Raw genomic sequence first — 22,061 nt, forward strand, 5'->3', positions numbered from 1 at the left:
AAATTATTGAGATAATAGATTGTCAATAATAAACGGTATTTTCCTCTAAGAGAAAAATAAAATTACCTATTTTTAACCCTTCTTTATTTTGGAGATTTTCTCTCTATATTAAGAAGATTATTGTCAAAAATTCTAGCTTATCCGTTATTACAATGAGCTGAAATACGTCTGCGTAGTGAAAGCTTGCAATAAATAATAGATGGTTGCATGAGGGTTTTTTTTAGATAGGGAACATAAACAATAAAAAAGGAGAGGCGTTTTTACTCCGAATAAAATGCGGAGTTCGCCATTTAATATTAATGAAAAAATCCTTAATCGTAGTGGAATCTCCTGCTAAAATTAAAACCTTGCAAAAGCTCTTAGGGAAAGGTTTTATCTTTGCTTCATCACTAGGACATGTTGTTGATCTTCCCGCCAAGGAATTCGGTATCGATATCGAACAGGATTTCGAACCTGATTATCAAATTCTTCCTGACAAACAAGAAGTTATCAGTCAAATTCGTAAATTAGCCTCTAGCTGTGAAGTTGTTTATCTATCTCCCGACCCTGATAGAGAAGGAGAAGCTATAGCCTGGCATATCGCCAACCAGCTTCCCAAAAATACGCATATGCAACGAATTTCCTTCAATGCGATTACTAAAGGCGCTGTTAACGAAGCTTTAAAGCATCCTCGAGAGATTGATATGGCTTTAGTGAATGCGCAACAGGCTCGTCGTCTATTGGATCGCATCGTAGGTTATAAGATCTCTCCTATTTTAAGCCGTAAGCTTCAGCAGCGATCAGGCATATCTGCAGGACGTGTGCAATCTGTTGCATTAAAGCTTGTTGTAGATCGTGAAAAAGCTATAGAAGCTTTTGTTCCTACAGAATATTGGAATATTCGTGTTTTCCTTCAAGACCCCAAGACCTCAAAAACTTTTTGGGCTCATCTCTATTCTGCGGATGGGAAAAAATGGGAAAAGGAACTTCCTAAAGGAAAAACCGAAGATGAAATTTTATTAATCAATTCTGAAGCTAAAGCTCAACATTATGTAGAGCTTTTAGAAGATGCTTCCTATAGAGTTACTCGCGTAGAAGCTAAGGAGAAACGTCGCAACGCAGCGCCTCCGTTTATTACATCAACTTTGCAACAAGAAGCGAGTCGTCATTTTAGATTCTCTTCTTCCAAAACAATGTCTGTAGCGCAAACATTATATGAAGGCATTGAATTAGATAATGAAGATGCGACAGGATTAATTACATACATGCGTACAGATTCCGTACGTATAGATCCTGAAGCGTTAAATAATGCTAGAGACTATATACAGGATACATTTGGTCAAGAGTATCTTCCCAAGTCTCCCAATTTCTATGCCACAAAGAAAATGACTCAAGATGCTCACGAAGCTATTCGTCCTACAGACATTCAGTTATCTCCAGATAAGCTTCAAGGAAGATTGACCGATGATCAACATAAGCTCTATTCTCTCATTTGGAAACGTTTCGTTGCCTCACAAATGAATCCTGCGATTTATGATACGTTAGCGATGACCATCTCCACGAATGTGAAAATAGATTTACGTGCTTCTGGATCGTTGCTGAAATTTAAAGGTTTTCTAGCTGTATATGAAGAAAAAATAGATGATGATATAGCTGAAGAAGAAAATCTCTCTCTTCCCCAACTGCATGCTCAAGATATTTTAGACAAAGAAAAAGTTTCTGCAGAACAGGCATTTACAAAACCTCTTCCGAGATTCACAGAAGCTTCTTTAGTAAAAGAATTGGAAAAGTCCGGAATAGGCCGTCCATCTACATATGCAACGATTATGAATAAAATTCAAAGTCGTGAGTATACAATTAAAGAAAACCAACGTCTGCGCCCTACAGAATTAGGGAAAATTATTTCACAATTCCTAGAAACAAATTTTCCTAGAATTATGGATATAGGTTTTACAGCTCTTATGGAAGACGAGCTAGAACTTATCGCTGATAATAAAAAGTCCTGGAAACTACTTCTTAGAGAGTTTTGGGACCAATTTCTTCCTGTAGTCACCACAGCAGAAAAAGAAGCGGTTATCCCGCGTGTTATAACAGACATAGAATGTTCGGCATGCCATAAAGGAAAACTTGTTAAAATCTGGGCAAAAAATCGCTACTTCTATGGTTGTTCAGAATACCCTGAATGTGACTTCAAAACTTCTGAAGAAGAACTTGCCTTTAATAAAGACGATTATGCTGTTGATACACCTTGGGATAGTCCTTGTCCTGTTTGTGAAGGCAAAATGAAAGTCCGTCATGGGCGTTTTGGCACATTTTTAGGATGCTTAAATTATCCCAAGTGTCGTGGAACGATCTCTATTCATAAGAAGGGAGAGGAAGTAGAAAAAGAAGAATCCATTCCTTGCCCTGCTACAGGATGCTCTGGAAAAATTCTAAAGAAACGTTCACGTTATAATAAAACATTCTATTCTTGCTCAGAATATCCCGACTGTAGTGTGATTGGCAATACTATAGATGCTGTTGTTACAAAATATACAGGAACACCAAAAACTCCTTACGAAAAGAAAACAACGGGCAAGAAAAAAGCCACAGCAAAAACAAGTAGTAAAACTACAAAAACAACAACAAAGAAAAAGAGCGAAAAGAAAACCTCTAGGGTAGGTTCTTTACTTACACCTTCTCCTGAGCTTGCTTTAATGATAGGCAATGAGCCTGTGGCGCGTGGAGAAGCCACAAAGAAAGTTTGGAAATACATCAAGGATCGCAATCTACAATCTCCTGAAAATAAAAAGATGTTAATCCCCGATGATAAATTCCGAGCAATTATCGGCCCTGAACCTGTAGATATGTTCCAACTTCCAAAATTGCTAAATCAGCATTTATTTAAAGCTGGTTGATCCCGATACTCGTCGTCAGCTTCTTCATAACTATCAATAAGCTGATACACCTCTTGCACAGATGTAGCTTTAGATAAAGCTGAACGTAGAAATCGCACTTTAGAAGCGGATATTAAATAATGTCCACAAAGCTTTCGTGTCTCACAGAGAAACTTCGCTTCACTTTGATAATATTCATCTACCCACTGTAAATGTTGAATAAATGCCTGTTTTCTCACCGAAAAAGGCATTTTTTCATATGTTCCTGTCGTAAGATAATCTTGTATTTGTCTTACTATCCAAGGAGCTCCCATCGTACCTCGTGCAACAAGCACGCCGTCACATCCCGTAGTATCTAACATTACTTTAGCGGCTTCTGGAGAAAACACGTCGCCATTTCCAAATACAGGAAAATCCTTGCCCGCAGCAGCCTTTGCTCGTGATATATACTCAAGATTACTTGGGCCAATGTAGCCTTGGGCACGTGTTCTTCCGTGCACAAAAACAGCGCTAGCCCCAGCATCTTTGATAACTCTCACCGTTTCTTCAATATTAATATTATTTCCATCCCATCCAGAACGTATCTTTACGGTAACAGGAATAGATACGGCCTTTATAATCTTCTCTAGAACTCTTCCAATAAGCTCAGGAGATTTCAGCATCCCCGATCCACTACCATCTTTTGTAATTCTATCTGTAGGACAACCACAGTTTAAATCTATTAAATCAAAACCTAACCCCTCTAATACCTTAGCAGCTTCCCCTGCCATTTCAGGTTTACTGCCACAAAGCTGTCCGCCTATAGGACGCATCGATTCAGAATATTCTAAAAGTTTCAATGTACGTGAAGGAGAGTAGTGTAGCCCTTCTATCTTCACCATCTCACAAAACATTAAGGCAGGCGGACCGTAAAACGAAGACATTCTACGATAAGGATAATCGGAAAAACCTGCTAAAGGAGCGTAAACAATAGGGGATCTTAGTAAAATATTTCTTATATATATTGAAGAAGCCATGGAGACTGGAAAATATTAAGAATAACAAACCTCAGGGTTCGTATCACAATAAAAGGAACAGCCTCTAGGCAAAGTAGAGCGATCAACGGACTAATATCAATGAAGCCAATACGAGGAATAAATTTTCTAAAGAGAGCTAAATAGGGGTCTACGAACTTATATACGTATTGGTACCATCTTGTATTGTGACATTCAGGAACCCAAGAGGCAAGAATATACACCAAGATTAAAAAACTATAAACATTAATAGCTGCTTTCAAAAAATAAGATACCATTTCTTTTCCCTTTATAAACAATTAATATGTGTTTTTCTTGAAAAACAGCCATTTATTCTTTAAAATGGTTACCTTTATTTTTTAAGAACACCGTACTATGGATTTTAAACTGCCCATATACCACATCGGGGTAACCCAAGATGCAAATAATACTATTAAAATAGCAATTTTGCAGAAAACATGTAAAGGATGGATAGTTTCCCACTGCGAGCATATCTTTCAAGATCAAGAATGGCAACTTCCAAAAAAATACTTAACATCTTCTATAACTTTTTCTTTAAAAGGAACTGATAGTCTAATTAGAAGCTCTGTTTCTTCATTAAAAAATAAAAAAAATATTTTAAAAATAGCTTTAACCGATTTAGAAACTAACGCAGCATTCCCCTGGAATTCTTTAATAGTTGCCCCCAGGTTAGGCAAAAGAAATGAGAATGGCGAAACTTTAGTAACTTTATGGGTAACACAGAAAGCTACGGCTGAACATGAAATAGCTCTTTTACACAAAGCTCGTATATTTCCGGATGCCATATCTTGCCAACCTGCAGATATATTTTCCTTAGCTCAACAGACACCTTTAAAAGCCCTCCCCGCATATTTTTTGGTTTATACGGGTTCTTCTGAGACTACATGTCTTTTTGTGCAAAATGGATCGGTTCTTGTCTCTCGTTCTTTTTGCAATCCCACGAAGAAAAATAGCGACGACATTCTCACTACGCTAGATTACGTAAAAGAAACCTATCCTACTATAGAGTTGACCGCTATACACACTGTACAACTTCCTGAAGAATTAAAAAAATACTTAGAACAAAAATTGTCTTTACCCCTGATTTCCTGCCAAACAATGACTTTTGGTTTAGAAGAAGAGGAATGGGCAAATTATGGCGATGCAATTACTACGGCGTATCATGGAGCTTCCCGAGGAACACTAACATTCCCCTATAATCCAGTTTTTAACTGTGCAGAATCCCAGAAACATTGGTTAAAACGTTCAGCATTTATAATAGGAAAACTCGCACTGTTATCCACAATATTTGTGGGTCTAGGCTCTACTTTAAGACTTGCCTCTATTTCTCACCGAGTGCGAGAACATTTCGCTTTAGTATGTCCTGAAACAAAAAAAATTCCTAGATCCCTCCGTGGTGTAGAAGAAGCACTGCACGTTGCTGTATCATCGAATACGCACTTTGAGTATCCCTACCTGCCTACAATCCCAACAAATAAAGAAACTATGCTATTTCTTTCCTCTTTAGCGCAGAATACTCCCTCCGTAAAACTTTCGTATTTTTGTTATTCCTTAGCATCTTTCCCTTCACAAGAGAACCCCGCCCTACCCTACAAAGCACTTATTTCCGTTAGGGGTGAAGGAAATCCCGAAGAAGTGTCTGAGTTCCTCCGCAAAATATCCCTATATCCCAAACTCTCTAATGTTACCAAGACATTGTCAAGCGGACACTCTTTTGAATTACAATTTACTATAGTTTCGCAGGAAGCCCTATGAAAAAGTGGTCATTAGTTTGCGCTCTTATTGCGTTAAGTTTAGTTAGCTGTCTTCCAATTATAGGCATCGTTTACAAACATGTCCGGACAACAAAACGTTGGGAAGCTCTAAACTCGCACATTCTTGCCCTAAAGGTTATGAAAGATCAATCTGATTTGATTGATAGAATGAACGAACGCCTTAAACAACAACATAAAAATATCCAGCCCCAAGAATTTATTCATGCGAGTAAGAAAATTCGTCTATTAGGTAAGGAACAAGACCGTTTAGCGTCTCTTAAAGAAAACTCCCTGATTTCCCAGAGTAAAGAGGTATGGTCGAGGAAACAACTGTTTCTTTCATCAAACAATCAAGCGATATGGTCAATCGGACAAATTTCCGATGACCTCATATCCCTACGTCTGGAAAATCCTGTAGAAGCTGATAGCGATAATCTTGAAGAACTATTTTATCTATTCGATACTACTAATCCCAACGCACCTTTAGCTTTCTTCATCCATTGGGAAATGACAAAACTGACCACACCGTTAAACAATCAGGTATGGTCTATAAATGCTGAGGCTATAAGTCGATGGTTATAAGAAAATTTTTATTCTTATTCCTTTTATGTTTTGCTTTTACTCCAAGCTATGCTGCTGGAACCTATGAGAAGCTGACATTAACAGGGATTAACATTATTGATAGAAATGGCTTGTCGGAGACGATCTGCTCCAAAGAGAAGTTGAAAAAGTATGCTAAGGTAGATTTCCTATCTCCCCAGCCCTATCAAAAAGTTATGCGTATGTATAAAAATACACGAGGTGAAAATGTTTCGTGTTTAACAACATACCATCCAAATGGTCAATTAAAACAGTATTTAGAGTGTGTGAATAATCGCGCTTGCGGACGCTACCGAGAATGGCATAGTAATGGAAAAATTAAAATCCAAGCAGAAGTCATAGGGGGAATTGCTGACCTTCATCCCTCTGCAGAGTCTGGGTGGTTATTCCACGGAACAACACTAGCTCATAGCGATGAAGGGATGCTAGAAGCCGCTATTAATTACGATAAAGGTTTACTGCAGGGAGCTTCATATTACTATCATCCAAATGGTCAAGTATGGAAAGAGTGTTCTTATCATAAAGGCCGCGCTCATGGTGATTTTCTTACCTATACGGTGGAAGGTTTCTTGCTGAAAAAGCAAACTTATCAAGATGGAGAAAAGCATAGTATATCCGTCCGCTATCAAGAACGTTCTAATATTGTACTCTCTGAAGAGGAATATGATAATGGTTTGTTATTAAAGGGTTCTTATTTAGATCCCCAAACACATCAAATATTCTCTGAAATCGTTAATGGTAATGGAGTACAGGCAATTTACGGGAAACATGCGATTGTAGAAACCCGTGTATTTATACGCGGTAAAGCCTGTGGAAAAGTTACCGTATTTGACAGTCTTGGAGATCAAATTCTTCAAACATACGCACTAGTTGAAGGTGTGAAACATGGTGAAGAGCTATTCTTCTATCCTGACACAGGAAAATTTAAACTTCTTTTAACCTGGAATCACGGTATTTTACAAGGCCCTGTAAAAACCTGGTATCCAAATGGATCACTAGAAAGTTGTAAGGACTTGATAAATAATAAAAAATCCGGCCTATTAACCCTGTACTATCCTGAGGGCCAGATTATGGCTACTGAAGAATACGACAATGAACTGCTTATAAAAGGAGAATACTTCCGTCCTGGAGATCGTCATCCTTACTCTAAGATAGATAAAGGCTGCGGAACAGCTGTATTTTTCACATCTTCAGGAACTATTACTAAAAAGATTCCTTATCAAGACGGTAAACCTCTGATCAATTAGCTATGAATACTTCTGTAATTGCTGAAAAAAAGAAGCAACGTGAATTTTTTACTTCCCTGAGGCAATCTATACAGGAACCACGCTTATCACAAGCCTCTCAAGCCGTTGCTTCTTTTATTCAGAAATTTCCCGAAGGAAGTTTTGTACTTTCCTTTGTCCCTTTCCAATCAGAAATCAACATAGATTTAGCAAACCGCATTCTTATCAACAAATTCTCTCTAGCCTTACCACAAATGCAAAACCATGAACTTACTCCTGTCCACGTGCCCTCATTAGAGGTTTTATCAAAGCTAACGCATCCTCTACGTCTTTCTAAGTTTAAATTGGGGACCATTCAACCTCAACAGATCACCCACGTTCTCGTTCCAGCTTTAGCTTTTGATAATAATAACTATCGTCTTGGTTATGGCGGTGGTTGTTATGATCGTTGGTTAGCAGTAAATTCTCACCCGATAACTATAGGTTTGGGATTTAAAGAACAAAAAACTCATCTTCTCCCTAGAGAAGATCACGATATTCCCCTATCTCAAGTATTTTTAGCATAACAAAGTCCATTTTAAGAAATACGTTCAGAAATATCTCTTAGAGATGTTCATCCCTTAATTATAAAGACCTTCGTGTTTTCTCTGATAAATCAGTGAATTGTCAATAACACATTCTGTGTGTATGATGACAGTCCACTGTCAAGGTGAACTTAAGAAAAATCTTTTATCCTCATTACGACGAATTTTACAGATACAGAAAATGTTACATTTACAACTGCTTTCTATCTTGACTGGTGTGAAAAATTGGGTTATCCATAAAAATCAAAAGAAAAGCCAAGCATACATCTATCATAAAAAATTACCACTCTGACATCTCTTAGCTAATTTCGAGAAGAAGCTTACCCATTCTTCTCTCAAAGTCCAAAAATGAAGGACTATTGCATAGAAAGTGTGGAAAAAAGGAGCACCTATTAAATGAATGTACCTGATCGTAAAAAAGCACTAGAAGCAGCAATTGCCTATATCGAAAAACAATTTGGCTCTGGATCTATCATGAGTCTAGGGAAACACTCTGCCACTCATGAAATTTCAACTATAAAAACAGGAGCCTTATCTTTAGATTTAGCTTTAGGTATTGGGGGTGTTCCAAAAGGACGTATTGTTGAGATTTTCGGTCCTGAATCCTCAGGAAAAACTACATTAGCTACCCATATCGTTGCTAATGCTCAAAAGATGGGCGGTGTCGCTGCATATATCGATGCAGAACATGCTTTAGACCCCAGCTATGCTTCTCTTATAGGTGCAAATATCAATGATCTTATGATCTCCCAACCTGATTGTGGTGAAGATGCTTTAAGTATTGCTGAGCTATTGGCAAGATCAGGAGCTGTTGATGTTATTGTTATTGATTCTGTAGCCGCCTTGGTTCCTAAAAGCGAACTTGAAGGAGATATCGGCGATGTACATGTAGGCCTACAAGCACGTATGATGTCTCAGGCCCTACGTAAGCTTACAGCAACATTAGCACGTAGTCAAACCTGTGCAATATTCATTAACCAGATTCGTGAAAAGATAGGCGTTAGCTTCGGTAATCCTGAAACAACAACAGGTGGACGTGCTTTAAAATTTTATTCATCAATACGTATGGATATCCGTCGTATCGGAGCCATTAAAGGTAATGAAAGCTTTGATCTTGGAAACCGTATCAAAGTAAAAGTTGCTAAAAATAAATTAGCGCCCCCATTTAGAACTGCAGAATTTGATATTCTCTTTAATGAAGGCATTTCTTCAGCAGGATGTATTCTAGATCTTGCTGTAGAGCATAATATCGTCGAGAAAAAGGGTTCCTGGTTCAACTATCAAGATCGCAAGTTAGGCCAAGGAAGAGAAGCTGTTCGTGAGGAACTCAAGAAAAATAAAAAACTATTTGATGAGTTAGAAAAACGTATCTTTGACATAACCTCTTCAACAAAATCTGCAATTGTAGAAGAGAAAAAAGAAGAGCAAACAGCACAACCTGTAGCTTAAAATTATTTCTTTGGTCTCTCCTTCTCTTACTTACAAAGAGAAGGAGAACTATTCAAATTAATGACGGCAATTACAGCCACATGACGAAGGTTTAGAATCCGAAACAGGAGGCGGAGTTGCTGAGCAAGTATCCTTCTCGTCTAAGAAAGTATCTAAAAAGTCGTATAAAGCATCACATACTTCTCTAGAAGCCTGTAGAACCTTATTACAATCACTATTTAGTAACGTTTCTATTAATTCTCTTTCCTCACGAGCATGTCTTACATCAACATCTTGATGTACTGTGAAGTACTCATAATCTTCAGGAGCTGTAAAACCAAAATACTGTTTTAATCCAGAAATTTTAGTCTCTGCAACTGTAGGGATCTGACTTTCATAGGTGTATAAAGCAGATACACCTGCAGATAATGAATCTCCGGTACACCAACGTAAAAATGTATCGACTTTCTTTTGAGCTGCTGAACTGGGAACATGATTTTCTAATTCTTCCTCAGTAACACCTAAAGCATAAGCAAAATTTTTCCATAGATCTATGTGATTAGGATGACCTGTTTCTTCATCCATAAGGTTATCAAGAAGTAGTTTACGCGCTTCTAAATTATCACAACGGCTATGAACTGCTGAGAGATAACGCGGAAAAGCTTTGATGTGGAGGTAATAATCCTTAGCGTAAGCCTTTAACTGCTCTTTCGTTAACTCTCCCTTAGACCACTTCATATAAAAGGTGTGATCTAACATATGTTTTTCTTTGATGTTTTTATCTAATAAATCTAAACAAGGTTTCATTAACGCCTCCCAAAAATTAAAAATGTGTAGATTCCCAGGCTACAGAACGGAGGATGGGTCCATACAGATCTTCAGTTTCATCAATATCTAGTAATGACAAATCCGACTGTAGCGTAGGGGAAGAATGAAAAGTGATTTTAGGTGCATCTTCTATAAGCGCTAATGGCGTATGTTCATCACCCTCTCCCATACAAAGTACAGCAGAGACCGCCAAAGCATCTAGAAGATTAATCTGCGTCATACGTAAGGGTCGGCCAAAACAATCAGGTTTCCCAACATAACTATATAAAGGAGAAAACCCATACCAACATAATCCTAACCCTAAAACACCCCGACGCATAGGGGTTGTATGACTATCTACAATAATCACTCCGAGATTCTCTAAATGATAAGAACTCTTTAACCAGGCTCCTAAAGCATTTGTGGACGCCAATAAATCTCGAGGATACAAAACGTAATAATCTTGAGCGTTAGACTCATCAATTCCTGCAGATGGAATCAAAATCCCGCGTTTCTTCGTCAGATATAAATCATGACAAGCAGAATAAACATAAGCATCTGATTCCTGCTTGATCAAATCCTCTTTTGTTGTTGTCTTAGTATCAACAACCGCACCCTCACAAAGACTCAAAACCTTTGAAGATAAAGCAATTATAGAATTTTCAGACAAAGAAGGAAGAGATTCTTCTAAAATTTCATAGAGATCATCATGAACATGAACTCTACGCGTGACAATTGGTGAAACTTTCATAATAGCAAAATGTTAAGTCTTCTTTTTCATCTAAAATTGTTTTTTTCCAACCTTCTAGTAGAGATAAAGGGAAAAAAGCATCTCCGTCATAATACTTATGAATGTGTGTTACAAAACACCCATGCAACATGTGATTTTCTAAAAATAAAGAAAACAAATCTCCTCCACCAACAAGGAAAATCGGAGAAGGAAGTTCTAAATTACGAAATTCCTCTAATGAAGATACCCAAACCCTACCCTCAGAATTTTCGTGAAAATTCTTAGAAAAGATGATCGCCTTACGATTTTTCGTATATTTATCGGGAAGACTTTCGAAAGTTTTCCTACCCATGATTAGGGGCATATTTTCTATGGTTTTCGAAAAAAAATTTATGTCCTCAGGATAATTCCAAGGTAGTTTTCCTTGTTTCCCAATCACTCCATTAGGATCACAAGCGGTTATACCAAGTATTTTATACATAGACTCCGGGCCAGGCTGCTGCGGACAACACTCTTTGGTTAGCTTCCACATCATGAACTCGCAGATAGTTCACCCCCTGTTGCTGCAACAATACTGATAAGCTAACAGTTTCCCAATCACGATCTTTGGCATCATATTTTCCTAAAAGAGCGAAGCAAGATTTTCTTGAATGTCCCACTAACGTAGCACAACCGAGCTTTCGAAAGTTGTTCATTTTATGTAACACATTCAATGCTTGTATTTGGGTTGTTCCAAAACCAATGCCAGGATCAAAAATAATTTGATCCTGGTGCAAGCCTAATTCAACAAAAGCTTCTATCTGCTTTTCTCCCCAATTTAATAACTGATCAGAAGCGCACGAAGTAAATGCTAGTGTCTTATCAGCACGAGGAGGAAGAGAGCATGAGTGGTTAATAACTAATAATAAATTCGCGTCTCTAGCAATCTCTGCCATTTCCTTAGAACCGCCTGAAACGTCGTTAATCCATCGAATAGGATAGATCTCTAAAGCTCTTCTAATAATTTCTGGATAAAATGTATCTAATGAGACATCAGGATATTGCTTACGTCCTATCCATTTTTCAGCAAGTAACTTTAATACAGGTTCTAAACGTGCCCACTCTTGTTCTACATCAAGGAGCTGTTTCACTTTAGGATTAGTCGCCTGCCCTCCAAAATCTATAACGGAGGCTCCATGAGCAAATAATTTTTCAGCATGAGCAACCGCTTTAGAAGCTTCAAGATACAATCCTCCATCGGAAATGGAGTTATCAGTGACATTGACTATTCCCATTAATAAAGTACTGGGAGAAAAACTATTTAGAATCATCTCTTGAGGACATGGAAGAAGATGAGCTATTTCTCCAAACGTTTTTAAATGGTATTCAGAAGCTGGTTGATGAAATTTTCTAGTAGGACAAAGTGAAGCAACAAGAGAAAGTAAAAAAGGTCTTTCTAAGATTCTCTCGTGAGGTATGCTGATATCTTTCTGTTGGTAATTTTCATCCCCATATAAAAGGATATCTATATCCAAAATTCTTGGAGACCAAGGTAACGCATCAGAATCTCTACCAAGCCTACGCTCTATGTGTTTTATTCCTTCTAATAACTGTTTCGGTGATAGTGTTGTTTTCCCAATAAGAACAGAATTAAAAAAGGGTAAATCCCATTCTTCTGGAGAACCAGGAAACAACAAAGCCTTTGTTTCTAAAATTATAGAACTTTGCAAATTCTCTATATCTAACTCCTTTAAAAGAGAAAATGCTCTGCGAAAATTTTCAAACCGATTCCCTAGATTAGATCCTAGAGATAAGCAAATAAATTGAGCTGTCGTCATAGGGAGATGTTCCTACTTATTTTAAAGCAAATGGGTTTCAACAAATTAGGAACAGGAGGGCGTTCTTTACGCACCTCTAAATCTATTTTAGAAGCCTTGTTCTTTAACTTTGATTCTAAAGCATCCATCAAAAACTTAGCCAAGCATTCGACTAAAGCACAAGGCTTACTAGAAGCAACTTCCTCTATCAAAGAAGTTATCTCAACATAACAACATGCATCATTGAGATCGTCTGAAACACAAACAGAGGGCTCTTCAAAAAAAGAAAGAACTGTAGAGACTAAGATGGGCTGCTTAAAATGCCGCTCTTCTGGAGAACATCCAAGACGCACCCACACACGAAAATCTGGAATAATTAATTGATATGATTCTGCGGTAACACCTAAAGGTTATAAAATGTATTTGGTTACTTACCCTTGATATTTTTTGCTTTACCCGAGCCCGTTTTTTCCTCTTCCAAAAGATCAAGGAAAGCGCGTAGTTGTTTTGAACGAATCGGGTGACGCATTTTCCTTAAAGCTTTAGCTTCAATCTGACGAATACGTTCTCGGGTCACGTTAAACGCTGATCCTACTTCTTCTAATGTTTTAGGCTTCCCATCTAAAAGACCAAAACGATGAATCAATACAAATCTCTCTCGATCTGTAAGAGTCTTCAAAACCTCTTTCATCTTATCTTTAAGCATCGAATAGCCCGTAGCTTCTGCTGGAGATTCTACACCGGTATCTTCTAAGAAATCACCAAAAGAGCTTTCGCCTCCTTCACCAACTTCCGCCTGTAAAGAAATAGGATGCTGGGCAATTTTGTAAATCTCCCGCACCCGATCAGGAGTTAATCCTAATTCTTCGGCTAATTCCTCTGGAGTGGGTTCTTTACCCGTTTCCATCATCAATTTTTTGGCGCCACGAAGAACTTTATTTATGGTTTCAATCATGTGCACAGGAATACGAATAGTTCGCGCTTGATCCGCTATAGCACGAGTAACTGCCTGACGAATCCACCAAGTAGCGTAAGTAGAAAATTTATATCCTCTGCGGTATTCAAATTTTTCTACAGCCTTCATCAACCCCATGTTGCCCTCTTGAATCAAATCTAAGAAGGATAAACCACGGTTTGTATATTTTTTAGCTATGGAAATTACTAAACGTAAATTGGATTCAACCATCTCTTTTTTAGCTTCCTGGCTCTTGTCCATCCAACGTTGCAACATACGCACGTCTTTTTTAAACTCTTCCAGGGTTCGTCCTGCAGCGACTTCTCGTTTATACAATCTACGTTTAGCAGCGTCTAATTTTGCTGCTGCGAATTTGTTTCTTTCTGCTCGAACTTTTAAATCATTAATTTGCTGCTCTAACTGCAAGAAGGAGTCGTATGCTTTAAAGACAACTTCGCCAAAATCCTCTGTAACATTGTGACGACAGTGGAAACAACGTAAATACGCTTGTGTACGGATACGACATTTTTCTAAATTATCATTTAATTTCGCACTTTCTTGTTTTGATAAATTACTCTGCTTCAATGCTAAGAGAAGTGATTCTAGATAGACATCCTCTTCCTTAAGTAAAGTAATTAACTTAGGAAGCAACTTAAGAAAATGCGCCTTATCTTCTACTTCTTTTTCTGAAATAATTTTATCAAAACGCTCTTTTCCATTGATTAGATACTGTGCTATGGAAATAGCTTCTTTTGAGGAATAACGAAAACGTAAGATAATACGTTCGATTTGAACTTGTGCTTTTTCTATCCTCTTAGAAATTTCAACTTCTTCCTCTCTAGTTAAAAGAGGAACGGTTCCCATTTCTTTCAAATACATACGTACGGGATCGTCAGGAGTTCCCTCTGTACGCTTGGCCAAGCCTTCTAGCTCTTTGGCTTCTTTTTTTCTTTCTTTTTGTCTTTCTACGTCTGCCTGGTTCAGGACCTGGATATCCATTCCTGTAAGGAAAATCAACACCTGATCAATCTGTTCAGGCGTGTCGAAAGACATAGGAAGGATCTCGTTGATCTCCTCGTAAGTAATAAAGCCCTGATCTTTAGCAAGAGAAACAAGTTCCTCTAGCTTTTTTTGAGCTTCTTCTTCATGAGCCGCTTCCGTAGCCTGGCCATTTTGTGTATTCATGAGCATTTAATTATTGGGTTGCAACAAAATAATAGGGCCCTAGCCTTTGGGTAATAGTTTAGCCAAAGAAAGATAGGAAATCTAGGGATTTTTAATAAGCACGGTCGATGATGAGTCTATCCACGAAGAGCATCTATACGAACCGGATAAAGAACTCCCAAAACATGATTATGCAGAGGACCTTTATTTAAAATAGTTAAGCAGTAGTAAAAAGGAATTTGACCGTGGTTTTTTGTTTTGATTATTACCTTCCCTGATCGTTCTTGTCGATCAAGTAAACGAAGATCTGTCTCCCATTGAGGTAAACCAGAAATAATAATATCGCTATCCGTATTTAAAAAATCTTCTACACCATATCCCGTCCAAGTCTTAAACAAAGAATTTGCAAAAACTGCCCTCTGAGATTGCGGAGCATATACAAAAAGCATTCCCAGCCCCTCCTCCCTAAGATTATCAAATAGCTGACGACATTCCAAAGAATAGTTATGTATAGAAGATTCGGATCTTATATAACGAGAGGCTGTCAAAGACGAAGCTGCCTCTGCATTTTCCACTTTAAAAGCTATCTTTTTTAATTCTGAAAGAAGTTGTTTAGGTAATTCTTGAGAATTGACCTTAGCCTGTCTAGGCAAGCTATCTACAATATTCGACTCAAGTTGCAATAAGTTGCGAATCTCACACATTAGATCTTGCACTTTTGACTCTAGCTTTCCAATATATACCTGTCGCATATCCAACATGTTATGCTGTTCTGTAAAAGTTGCCTGGTACTCTTCATTAAGGACTTGCTGGTAAGCTAAGGCATCTGCAAGTTCGCGATTCAATTGCTGGCTTTCTTCTTCTTTTTCACGACACTCTTGAGATAGTGCATCTAACTGCAACTGTAAACATTGATTTTCTTCTCTTAAACGAGCGACTGTGCCTTCCATTCGTTGCGTATCGGATTTAGTTTTCATAAATACGCCACGAACATGGAGTAATTGATTAAGAAGTTTTTGATTTTGAGATCTTAACTGTTGACTCTCATATTGACGCTCTTCAACAGTTTCACGTATTTTTCTCAGGCCTTCGTCTTTTTCAACAATCTTACGAATTTTAGTTTGCAATAATTGACCCGCCGCTGTTTTCAACTGTTTTTCTCTAAGTCCGATAGAAAAGAACCAGCCTATAGAAGAAATAATTGAGAAAATAAAATAGCTATATTTTTTTTGAGAAGTTGAAAGAAAGGATAGACAAATTAGGGGAAGAAGAAATGCAGCTACAGGCAAAAGGTAGTTATAGTACCGAGAAATCGGGTGAAAAAATTTTTTCACAAACGACATAAAAATTTGAATCCTTGTCTCATTAACTCACAAAAGTATACTTCTACCGTCAAAGTCTTTTTAGAAAAACTAAACGGTTAATTCTATTTTTTTATGTTGGCACAAAAGTTTATTTATCTCTCCCATAAAATACTGCTGATTTTCTCTGTTTTTATTCCTTTTTATTGTTCTTTCTTTTACAATTCTGACCTTACTGCAAGACAGTATATTACAATTGTGAAGTCTTATTTTGAATGTTAAGGCTAAGTCTACTCTTTTGCACTAAAAAAGCCTTGGTTTTGGAGTAATAATGGCACCAAAGAAAACAACTAAGAAAGGCGGTCCGAAAAAGCGACCCTCTGCAGAAAAGCGTATTTTAACGGCGCAAAAACGTTATTTGATCAATCAAAGTTTTAAGTCAAAAGCAAAAACTATGATGAAGAAATTTGAGACCGCTTTAAAAGCTGGTGATCAAGCAACTATCACTTCTGGATTACAGTTAGTCTACAGTGTTACTGACAAAGCTGTAAAAAGAGGTATTTTTAAAAACAATAAAGCAGCTCGAATTAAGTCGCGTGCTACTTTAAGAGCTAATGCAAAAATATAATTTTAATCGTTTGTAGGTAATTATGACCACTTCCTCCATTACTAGATTTTGTCCTTTTCTATCATCTAATATTCTTTCAAATCCCATGTTGAAGATGTGTGGTAATAAGGTTCGGAAGGAGGCAGGAAAACTCCATGATAGCGTGAACCTTTTAGGAGACATGATTGGAGTTGTCGGTTCTTCTACAATGATTGCTAAAGCATCTCTAGGACTAGGTAATTCCGGCACTCTCGCGAAACTTTCCTCTTTAGAGGATGCCTGCGGAATGGCTTCAGGAATAAATAATTGTATAGATACCGTCGTCCTGTTCTCACAATTTGCAACAGGAGCTATGTTCTATGAAGTTGATTCTACTACCGGTAATTTTATAATCGATACAAAGACTATCCAACAAGAAGATGGCACCGTTCAGCTTGTTTCTAACCGCGTTTTAAGATCTCCTCTTTCTATTGCAAGTAAAGTTACTCGCTTGGCTTCGAAAGCAACAGGCTCGGTTTGCTTCGGAGGCGATTTAAAACTTATGACTCTAGGTAAACATGCTAGAGGTCTAGGAGGAGTTGCTACAAGTTTGTCTGCAATTAGCTCGGCTTGCAGCGCTGCTGATGATGTTGTTAATATCGTTGGTGCTATACGCTCAACAAACAGTGAATCCTCGGCTGAAGACTTCATAGAGCGTCGTCAAACATTAAGAGAGAAATTCTTCTCCCTACTTTGCAACATAGTCGATTTACTCGGTGATATTCTTAGTCTGTTTGCTTCATTCGCACCAGCTTTATTAGGGCCTCAATCTGCCTTAATTATCGGTATTTTCTGGTTGATGTCTTCAGTGCTCAACTTTGTTCAAGATTTTATCGGTTAATAAAAGTCTTTTTTAAAAGAAGCAACTTATTCTACCCCATAAGTGTACTTGTGGGGTTTTTTTATGATCTTATTCAATGTCTCACTATCTGCCCATACAGATATACCATGTTTAGCGCGTGTAATGGCTGTATAAAGAATAGATACATCAAAAATTTCACATCCTTTAGGAATGATAACAATTACATTATCATATTCGCTACCCTGACTCTTATGTACTGACATCGCATAATTGTATGTGTAATAGGAAAATTCCTTAGCGTCTATAGAGCGGGTGTGAGGAAAGAATAGCTGCTGTGTTTTTGGGCAGAGAAATCCTGTATCCCCATTAAATAATCCCCAAGCTTCATAACGTTCTGTAATCATAATAGGAATAGGTAGATCAGAATGTGTTTTTTGTATTTCACTAAAGATTAGCTCATTAAGACGTAAATATCCCCAGGGACCGTGACGCATAGGTGTTAAAATACATAACTGCGTTTGAGATAAAGGTGTTTTTACAAACGCTTCTTTAATCATAGTAATTGCGGAATGCATAGTGGGTAACGGTGTAAAAGGAATCGATTGTTTTTCCAAAATTGCTCTAGAAAAATTCTGAACTTGATCTGTTTTTGCCCTATGAGAAATACAAAGATGTAAAGCTCTTTCAGGAAAATGTGATATCAAATCCTGAAGAGGGTTACCTGCACCCACTCCTATAGGAGGAAGCTGATTTTCATCGCCTAATATAATTAAATTATCTGCTATAGTTTTTCCGTTCTTGTTTTCCCCAGATAATGTATTAACCAAGCTATGTAAAAGATTAAACGTCACCATAGAACCCTCATCAACTAATAGTAGATCTACAGAACTACACTGATGATAGACATGCTCTTGTAGAAACCTATGGATTGTTTGGGTGATGACATTATCCTCAGAAATATTATGTTGGGAGAGTATATGACGGATATGCGAAGTTGCTTTTCCTGTAGGAGAAACTATAGCAATACGAATCCTAGGATACTGCTTAATTAAAGTGAGTATTATCTCCACAGCTAAAAATGTTTTCCCCGTTCCAGGACCTCCACAAATCAAAGAAAAACAACTATTAATAGCTTTTTTAAAAACAGTATTTTGTTCTGAGGATAGATTGGGGAGGAATTCTGTAGTTATATTATACCGCGGACAGGCCTGTGATAATAAAGAAAGCTTTTTGAAAAGCTTTTCCCGAATAGCATATAAAGAGCGTAAATATATCCTATTGTTTTCTATAACAAACAAAGATGAACAAATATCCTTAGGAAGAGCCATGAAGTATTCATGAAAAATCTTTTCTGAAATTCCGGACAAAGAAGGAAATATTCGATTCTTATTTATATTGAGAAAAGGATACCCACAACGCCAAAGAGCCGAAGAAAGAGCAAGAAATGCAAAAGCTTTTTTTGAATCTGGTGAAATATATTTCCTAGCAAAAGCTAAGTCTAAAGGTAAAACAAGTTGTTGTTGAACTACATCATAAAGGATATGGGAAATGTCTAAACTTAATGGAGGCATAAAACTATATGCGTTTTACCCTCTCTTATAACCGGCTCCGTGATCTTTTGGTAGATGTTTTTGGCATATTGCTAATGCCTTCTGAACTTTAGAATCATACAGACGCTCGTTTGAAGGAAGAGAATGTAGATAATCCCACGCCTCCAGATAACATTTATTTTCTAGAAGACACAGTCCCAACAAACGATGGGTCAGAGGTGAAGGAGCTATTTTTGTAAGCCATAAACTATAAAAATAACATTTATTGTATTCGCCTTGAGCATATAAAAATTCTGCGTCTGCTAAAAAGTTAGCTATTTCTTCTTCTCTTATCGTTATAGGAGTTAAGCCCAACTCTGTAATGAAATCTTCTAGTTTCAACAGACGTGCTATGGAATGTCCTGATAACATTTGCTTATACGCTTGCTTTACAAATAGGAAAACGATGTTCTCACTTTCTATATCATAATTTGTAAATTGTAAAATGAGATGGAGCAAGTTCAGAGCTTTATCATCACAAATACCCTGATTCCAAAGTTGTTTTGCTCCTTTCATCAAATAATGAACTAGTTGTTGCTTATCTATATCATAAGATTGAATCGCTTCCCAAAGATTTAGATATTTTTTTAAATTTGTGTAATTCACATCGTCTTGGGAAATAATATCTTGAAGAGCATCAGGAGAGATTATCAATTTCTCACTTACCCATAAATCTGAGTCTAAAGTTTTTAATACTGAAAGTGTTTGCTGAGCTTTTGTGGTTTGTATTTCTTTTACTTTTTCAGATAAAATAATTCCGAAAGCATCTATAAGCTTTTTCTTAAGAGGCTCTATCTCAAAAAAATTTATAGAATTACAAAGACTTATAACTTGTTTTGGGAAAGAATAAAATCTATCTATTAAAGGTTGAATTACTAAGTCATAGTTAGGGTCGAAATAAAAACGCTCCCAATTTTTGATTATCTGCATCAAAGGAGTTAAGCGTTCTTCAGGAATAACAAAAAGATGCTCCATAAGCATCGTAAACAATTCCTTTTGAGGGATAAATTTTTCATAGGATCTTTGATCTATTGCGTGAACTTTCTTCTTATAAAAAAGAATCATCTCATAATAATCTGGATAAAGCTTACAGGAATTCGATTGTTTCAACTCTAAAAAGTAACTCCTGCTTAACATCAAAACAGCATAATCGTAAGCCTCGGAATCCCAGTCACATTCTCTTTTTAATAATTTCTCGATAATACGATTAAGAATAGCTCGTCCTTCTGAAAACTCTCCTAATTCTATCAAACAATGAGCTTCTATATTCTCTAAAAAGAAATCAGAAATCAGCTGTTGGACATTCAAATCTAATAAAGAAGATTCTGAACCCTTTAGCTGATTTTTCCATACTGATAAAGACTGTAAAGCCCTATCAAAATGTTTCTGTTTATAATTCAAAAGGAATTCAAATAAAGAAAGATACTGAGATTTTACAAATTGCTGACGCAAAGAATCAGTTAGAATCTCCATTTGTTCTATATCTTCTAAGAAAAAGGTATTAAGAATCCGTCCGCCTATTACCTCTTCTTTAAATAAAAATTGCGTGTTCTCTATTTCATCATAAATCTTAGAAAAAATTTTCTCAGATTGGTTCATATTCTTCTGCTTTTGCAGAATAAATCCTTGGAAACAAAGAAGACATTGTCGTTGTTGAATCGGAAGCAAACGATGTAAAAAAGACTCTACTTGTTCTTTTTGACCATCAACCCATAAGGCTGCTGCTTTTGCACTTTCTAACGAGGTTACAGAAGGGTTGTGTGAGGAACATATAAAATACAGTCCCCCTCCCATAGCAAAACACGAAAGAAAAAATAAGCAAAACACTATATAGCGAACCATTAGAGCCTCTGCCGGCTTTATTTAGAACCGTTGGTTTTTAATTAATTTTTTAACTTGTTAAAGTTAAATTATATATATTGAGTTGTCTTTATGCAAAATTATTTTTAATCAGAAAAAAATTAAAAAATTGTAAAGGATCTTTGAAAAATAAAAGATTTTATATTAGTTACTCAAATAATATAGCTCATCTTGTTCTCTCATGCTTACGGATAAAATTATATTATTTGTTACAGAAGACAGTAATATATCTTTGCAAATGAAAGAGTTTGCTCAGAATGTCGAATATAAGATAATCGTTTCTTCTGCGCTTACAGACACTTCTGAAGCCGATTTAATTTTTTGTGAATACTTGCTTCTCCCTGAAGTTATGTTCGCTAACAAAATTCCATCCGAAACAGATCTAGTTGTATTATTTGATGTATTTGAAGAAGAAGCTATTGTAAAAATTTTAAACAACGGCGCCAGCGGTTATTTACTTCGTCCTATAACAGTAAAAGTTTTAGACGCTGTTATTCGAGCTTTTTTACGCAATCATCATCATTTCGAACACGCAATTCCTGAATCTATTTCTTTTGGTGATCGAACTTTTCACCTTCTAAGTCTTTCTATTGATTCCCCTCAGGGAACCATTCATTTAACTCCTTCAGAAGCAGGAATATTAAAAAAACTTCTGATGAACCGTGGTCAATTGTGTCTAAGAAAACACTTACTAGAGGAAATAAAGGGAAACACCAAGGAAATTATAGCTAGAAATGTCGATGTTCATATTGCTTCTTTAAGAAAAAAATTAGGGCCCTATGGGTCAAAAATTTCTACAATTCGCGGTGTTGGTTATTTATTTTCAGAAAGTGATAATCTAACTAACTCATCAACAAGCGAACCGACAACAACCTATCCTTAAAATAGCTCTTGATTACTCCTTGTCACTAAATCGCCATAACTAGACAA

At 36.8% G+C, this 22,061-nt stretch carries 20 protein-coding genes; 9 read left to right on the forward strand and 11 right to left on the reverse strand.

Going from position 1 to position 22,061, the window contains the following annotated elements; genetic code table 11:
- Nucleotides 1–299: 299 nt before the first annotated feature.
- On the forward strand, nt 300–2,876 hold the full coding sequence (gene topA / locus H9Q19_RS02265) for a type I DNA topoisomerase (protein WP_213241861.1): 2,577 nt from the start codon (nt 300–302) through the stop codon (nt 2,874–2,876).
- Here the strand turns inward: topA and dusB are convergent.
- Entirely contained in the window at nt 2,852–3,871 is a 1,020-nt protein-coding gene (gene dusB / locus H9Q19_RS02270) for a tRNA dihydrouridine synthase DusB (protein ID WP_213241864.1), read from the reverse strand. The two genes, topA and dusB, sit on opposite strands and share 25 nt — an antisense overlap.
- Complete coding sequence (locus H9Q19_RS02275; protein ID WP_213241866.1) at nt 3,850–4,146, reverse strand: YggT family protein; 297 nt, start codon at nt 4,144–4,146, stop codon at nt 3,850–3,852. Before H9Q19_RS02275 ends, dusB begins: the two co-directional genes overlap by 22 nt.
- Before the next feature lie 97 nt (nt 4,147–4,243).
- On the opposite strand from H9Q19_RS02275, the gene H9Q19_RS02280 reads away from it, so the two are divergent.
- The 5 genes from H9Q19_RS02280 (at nt 4,244) to recA (ending at nt 9,502) form a co-directional block, all read left to right on the forward strand.
- A complete protein-coding gene (locus tag H9Q19_RS02280) occupies nt 4,244–5,644 on the forward strand; it encodes a hypothetical protein (RefSeq protein ID WP_213241867.1) in 1,401 nt (466 codons plus the stop codon).
- The gene (locus H9Q19_RS02285; RefSeq protein WP_213241869.1) at nt 5,641–6,225 is read left to right on the forward strand and encodes a hypothetical protein; all 585 of its coding nucleotides are present in this window, start codon (nt 5,641–5,643) and stop codon (nt 6,223–6,225) included. The genes H9Q19_RS02280 and H9Q19_RS02285 overlap by 4 nt, the downstream gene beginning before the upstream one ends.
- Complete coding sequence (locus tag H9Q19_RS02290) at nt 6,216–7,490, forward strand: toxin-antitoxin system YwqK family antitoxin (protein ID WP_213241871.1); 1,275 nt, start codon at nt 6,216–6,218, stop codon at nt 7,488–7,490. Before H9Q19_RS02285 ends, H9Q19_RS02290 begins: the two co-directional genes overlap by 10 nt.
- A gap of 2 nt (nt 7,491–7,492) precedes the next feature.
- Entirely contained in the window at nt 7,493–8,035 is a 543-nt protein-coding gene (locus tag H9Q19_RS02295; RefSeq protein ID WP_213241874.1) for a 5-formyltetrahydrofolate cyclo-ligase, read from the forward strand.
- 414 nt (nt 8,036–8,449) lie between these two features.
- Complete coding sequence (recA, locus tag H9Q19_RS02300; protein ID WP_213241876.1) at nt 8,450–9,502, forward strand: recombinase RecA; 1,053 nt, start codon at nt 8,450–8,452, stop codon at nt 9,500–9,502.
- A gap of 57 nt (nt 9,503–9,559) precedes the next feature.
- Here recA and H9Q19_RS02305 read toward each other — a convergent pair whose 3' ends face one another.
- The 7 genes from H9Q19_RS02305 to H9Q19_RS02335 all read right to left on the reverse strand — a co-directional run bounded on the left by H9Q19_RS02305 (nt 9,560) and on the right by H9Q19_RS02335 (nt 16,276).
- Nucleotides 9,560–10,288 carry a CADD family putative folate metabolism protein gene (locus tag H9Q19_RS02305; protein WP_213241878.1) on the reverse strand — a complete coding sequence of 243 codons (729 nt, stop codon included), beginning with the start codon at nt 10,286–10,288 and terminating at the stop codon, nt 9,560–9,562.
- 16 nt (nt 10,289–10,304) lie between these two features.
- Entirely contained in the window at nt 10,305–11,039 is a 735-nt protein-coding gene (locus H9Q19_RS02310; RefSeq protein ID WP_213241880.1) for a putative folate metabolism gamma-glutamate ligase, read from the reverse strand.
- A complete protein-coding gene (locus H9Q19_RS02315; protein WP_213241882.1) occupies nt 11,011–11,499 on the reverse strand; it encodes a dihydrofolate reductase in 489 nt (162 codons plus the stop codon). The genes H9Q19_RS02310 and H9Q19_RS02315 overlap by 29 nt, the downstream gene beginning before the upstream one ends.
- Nucleotides 11,492–12,835 carry a dihydropteroate synthase gene (gene folP / locus H9Q19_RS02320; RefSeq protein WP_213241884.1) on the reverse strand — a complete coding sequence of 448 codons (1,344 nt, stop codon included), beginning with the start codon at nt 12,833–12,835 and terminating at the stop codon, nt 11,492–11,494. The genes H9Q19_RS02315 and folP overlap by 8 nt, the downstream gene beginning before the upstream one ends.
- Complete coding sequence (gene folB, locus H9Q19_RS02325) at nt 12,832–13,191, reverse strand: dihydroneopterin aldolase (RefSeq protein ID WP_256437706.1); 360 nt, start codon at nt 13,189–13,191, stop codon at nt 12,832–12,834. Before folB ends, folP begins: the two co-directional genes overlap by 4 nt.
- 50 nt (nt 13,192–13,241) lie before the next feature.
- Nucleotides 13,242–14,960, reverse strand: coding sequence for an RNA polymerase sigma factor (locus H9Q19_RS02330; RefSeq protein ID WP_213241886.1), 1,719 nt, complete (start codon nt 14,958–14,960; stop codon nt 13,242–13,244).
- Nucleotides 14,961–15,070: 110 nt separating this feature from the next.
- Entirely contained in the window at nt 15,071–16,276 is a 1,206-nt protein-coding gene (locus H9Q19_RS02335; protein WP_213241888.1) for a hypothetical protein, read from the reverse strand.
- A gap of 289 nt (nt 16,277–16,565) precedes the next feature.
- On the opposite strand from H9Q19_RS02335, the gene rpsT reads away from it, so the two are divergent.
- Both rpsT and H9Q19_RS02345 read left to right on the forward strand, forming a co-directional pair.
- Nucleotides 16,566–16,862 carry a 30S ribosomal protein S20 gene (rpsT, locus tag H9Q19_RS02340; protein ID WP_117274738.1) on the forward strand — a complete coding sequence of 99 codons (297 nt, stop codon included), beginning with the start codon at nt 16,566–16,568 and terminating at the stop codon, nt 16,860–16,862.
- 187 nt (nt 16,863–17,049) lie between these two features.
- Complete coding sequence (locus H9Q19_RS02345) at nt 17,050–17,721, forward strand: hypothetical protein (RefSeq protein ID WP_213242033.1); 672 nt, start codon at nt 17,050–17,052, stop codon at nt 17,719–17,721.
- Between the two features lie 26 nt (nt 17,722–17,747).
- Here the strand turns inward: H9Q19_RS02345 and recD are convergent, their stop codons facing one another.
- Together recD and H9Q19_RS02355 are read right to left on the reverse strand one after the other, a co-directional pair.
- Nucleotides 17,748–19,253: an exodeoxyribonuclease V subunit alpha gene (gene recD / locus H9Q19_RS02350; protein ID WP_213241890.1), complete on the reverse strand. Its 1,506-nt coding sequence runs from the start codon at nt 19,251–19,253 to the stop codon at nt 17,748–17,750.
- Between the two features lie 15 nt (nt 19,254–19,268).
- The gene (locus tag H9Q19_RS02355) at nt 19,269–21,113 is read right to left on the reverse strand and encodes a DUF1347 family protein (RefSeq protein ID WP_213241892.1); all 1,845 of its coding nucleotides are present in this window, start codon (nt 21,111–21,113) and stop codon (nt 19,269–19,271) included.
- Nucleotides 21,114–21,312: 199 nt separating this feature from the next.
- On the opposite strand from H9Q19_RS02355, the gene H9Q19_RS02360 reads away from it, so the two are divergent.
- Nucleotides 21,313–22,014: a response regulator transcription factor gene (locus tag H9Q19_RS02360; protein WP_213241894.1), complete on the forward strand. Its 702-nt coding sequence runs from the start codon at nt 21,313–21,315 to the stop codon at nt 22,012–22,014.
- Nucleotides 22,015–22,061: the final 47 nt, after the last annotated feature.

The sequence above is a fragment of the Chlamydia crocodili genome (assembly GCF_018343815.1).
GTDB classification, from domain to species: Bacteria; Chlamydiota; Chlamydiia; order Chlamydiales; family Chlamydiaceae; genus Chlamydia; species Chlamydia crocodili.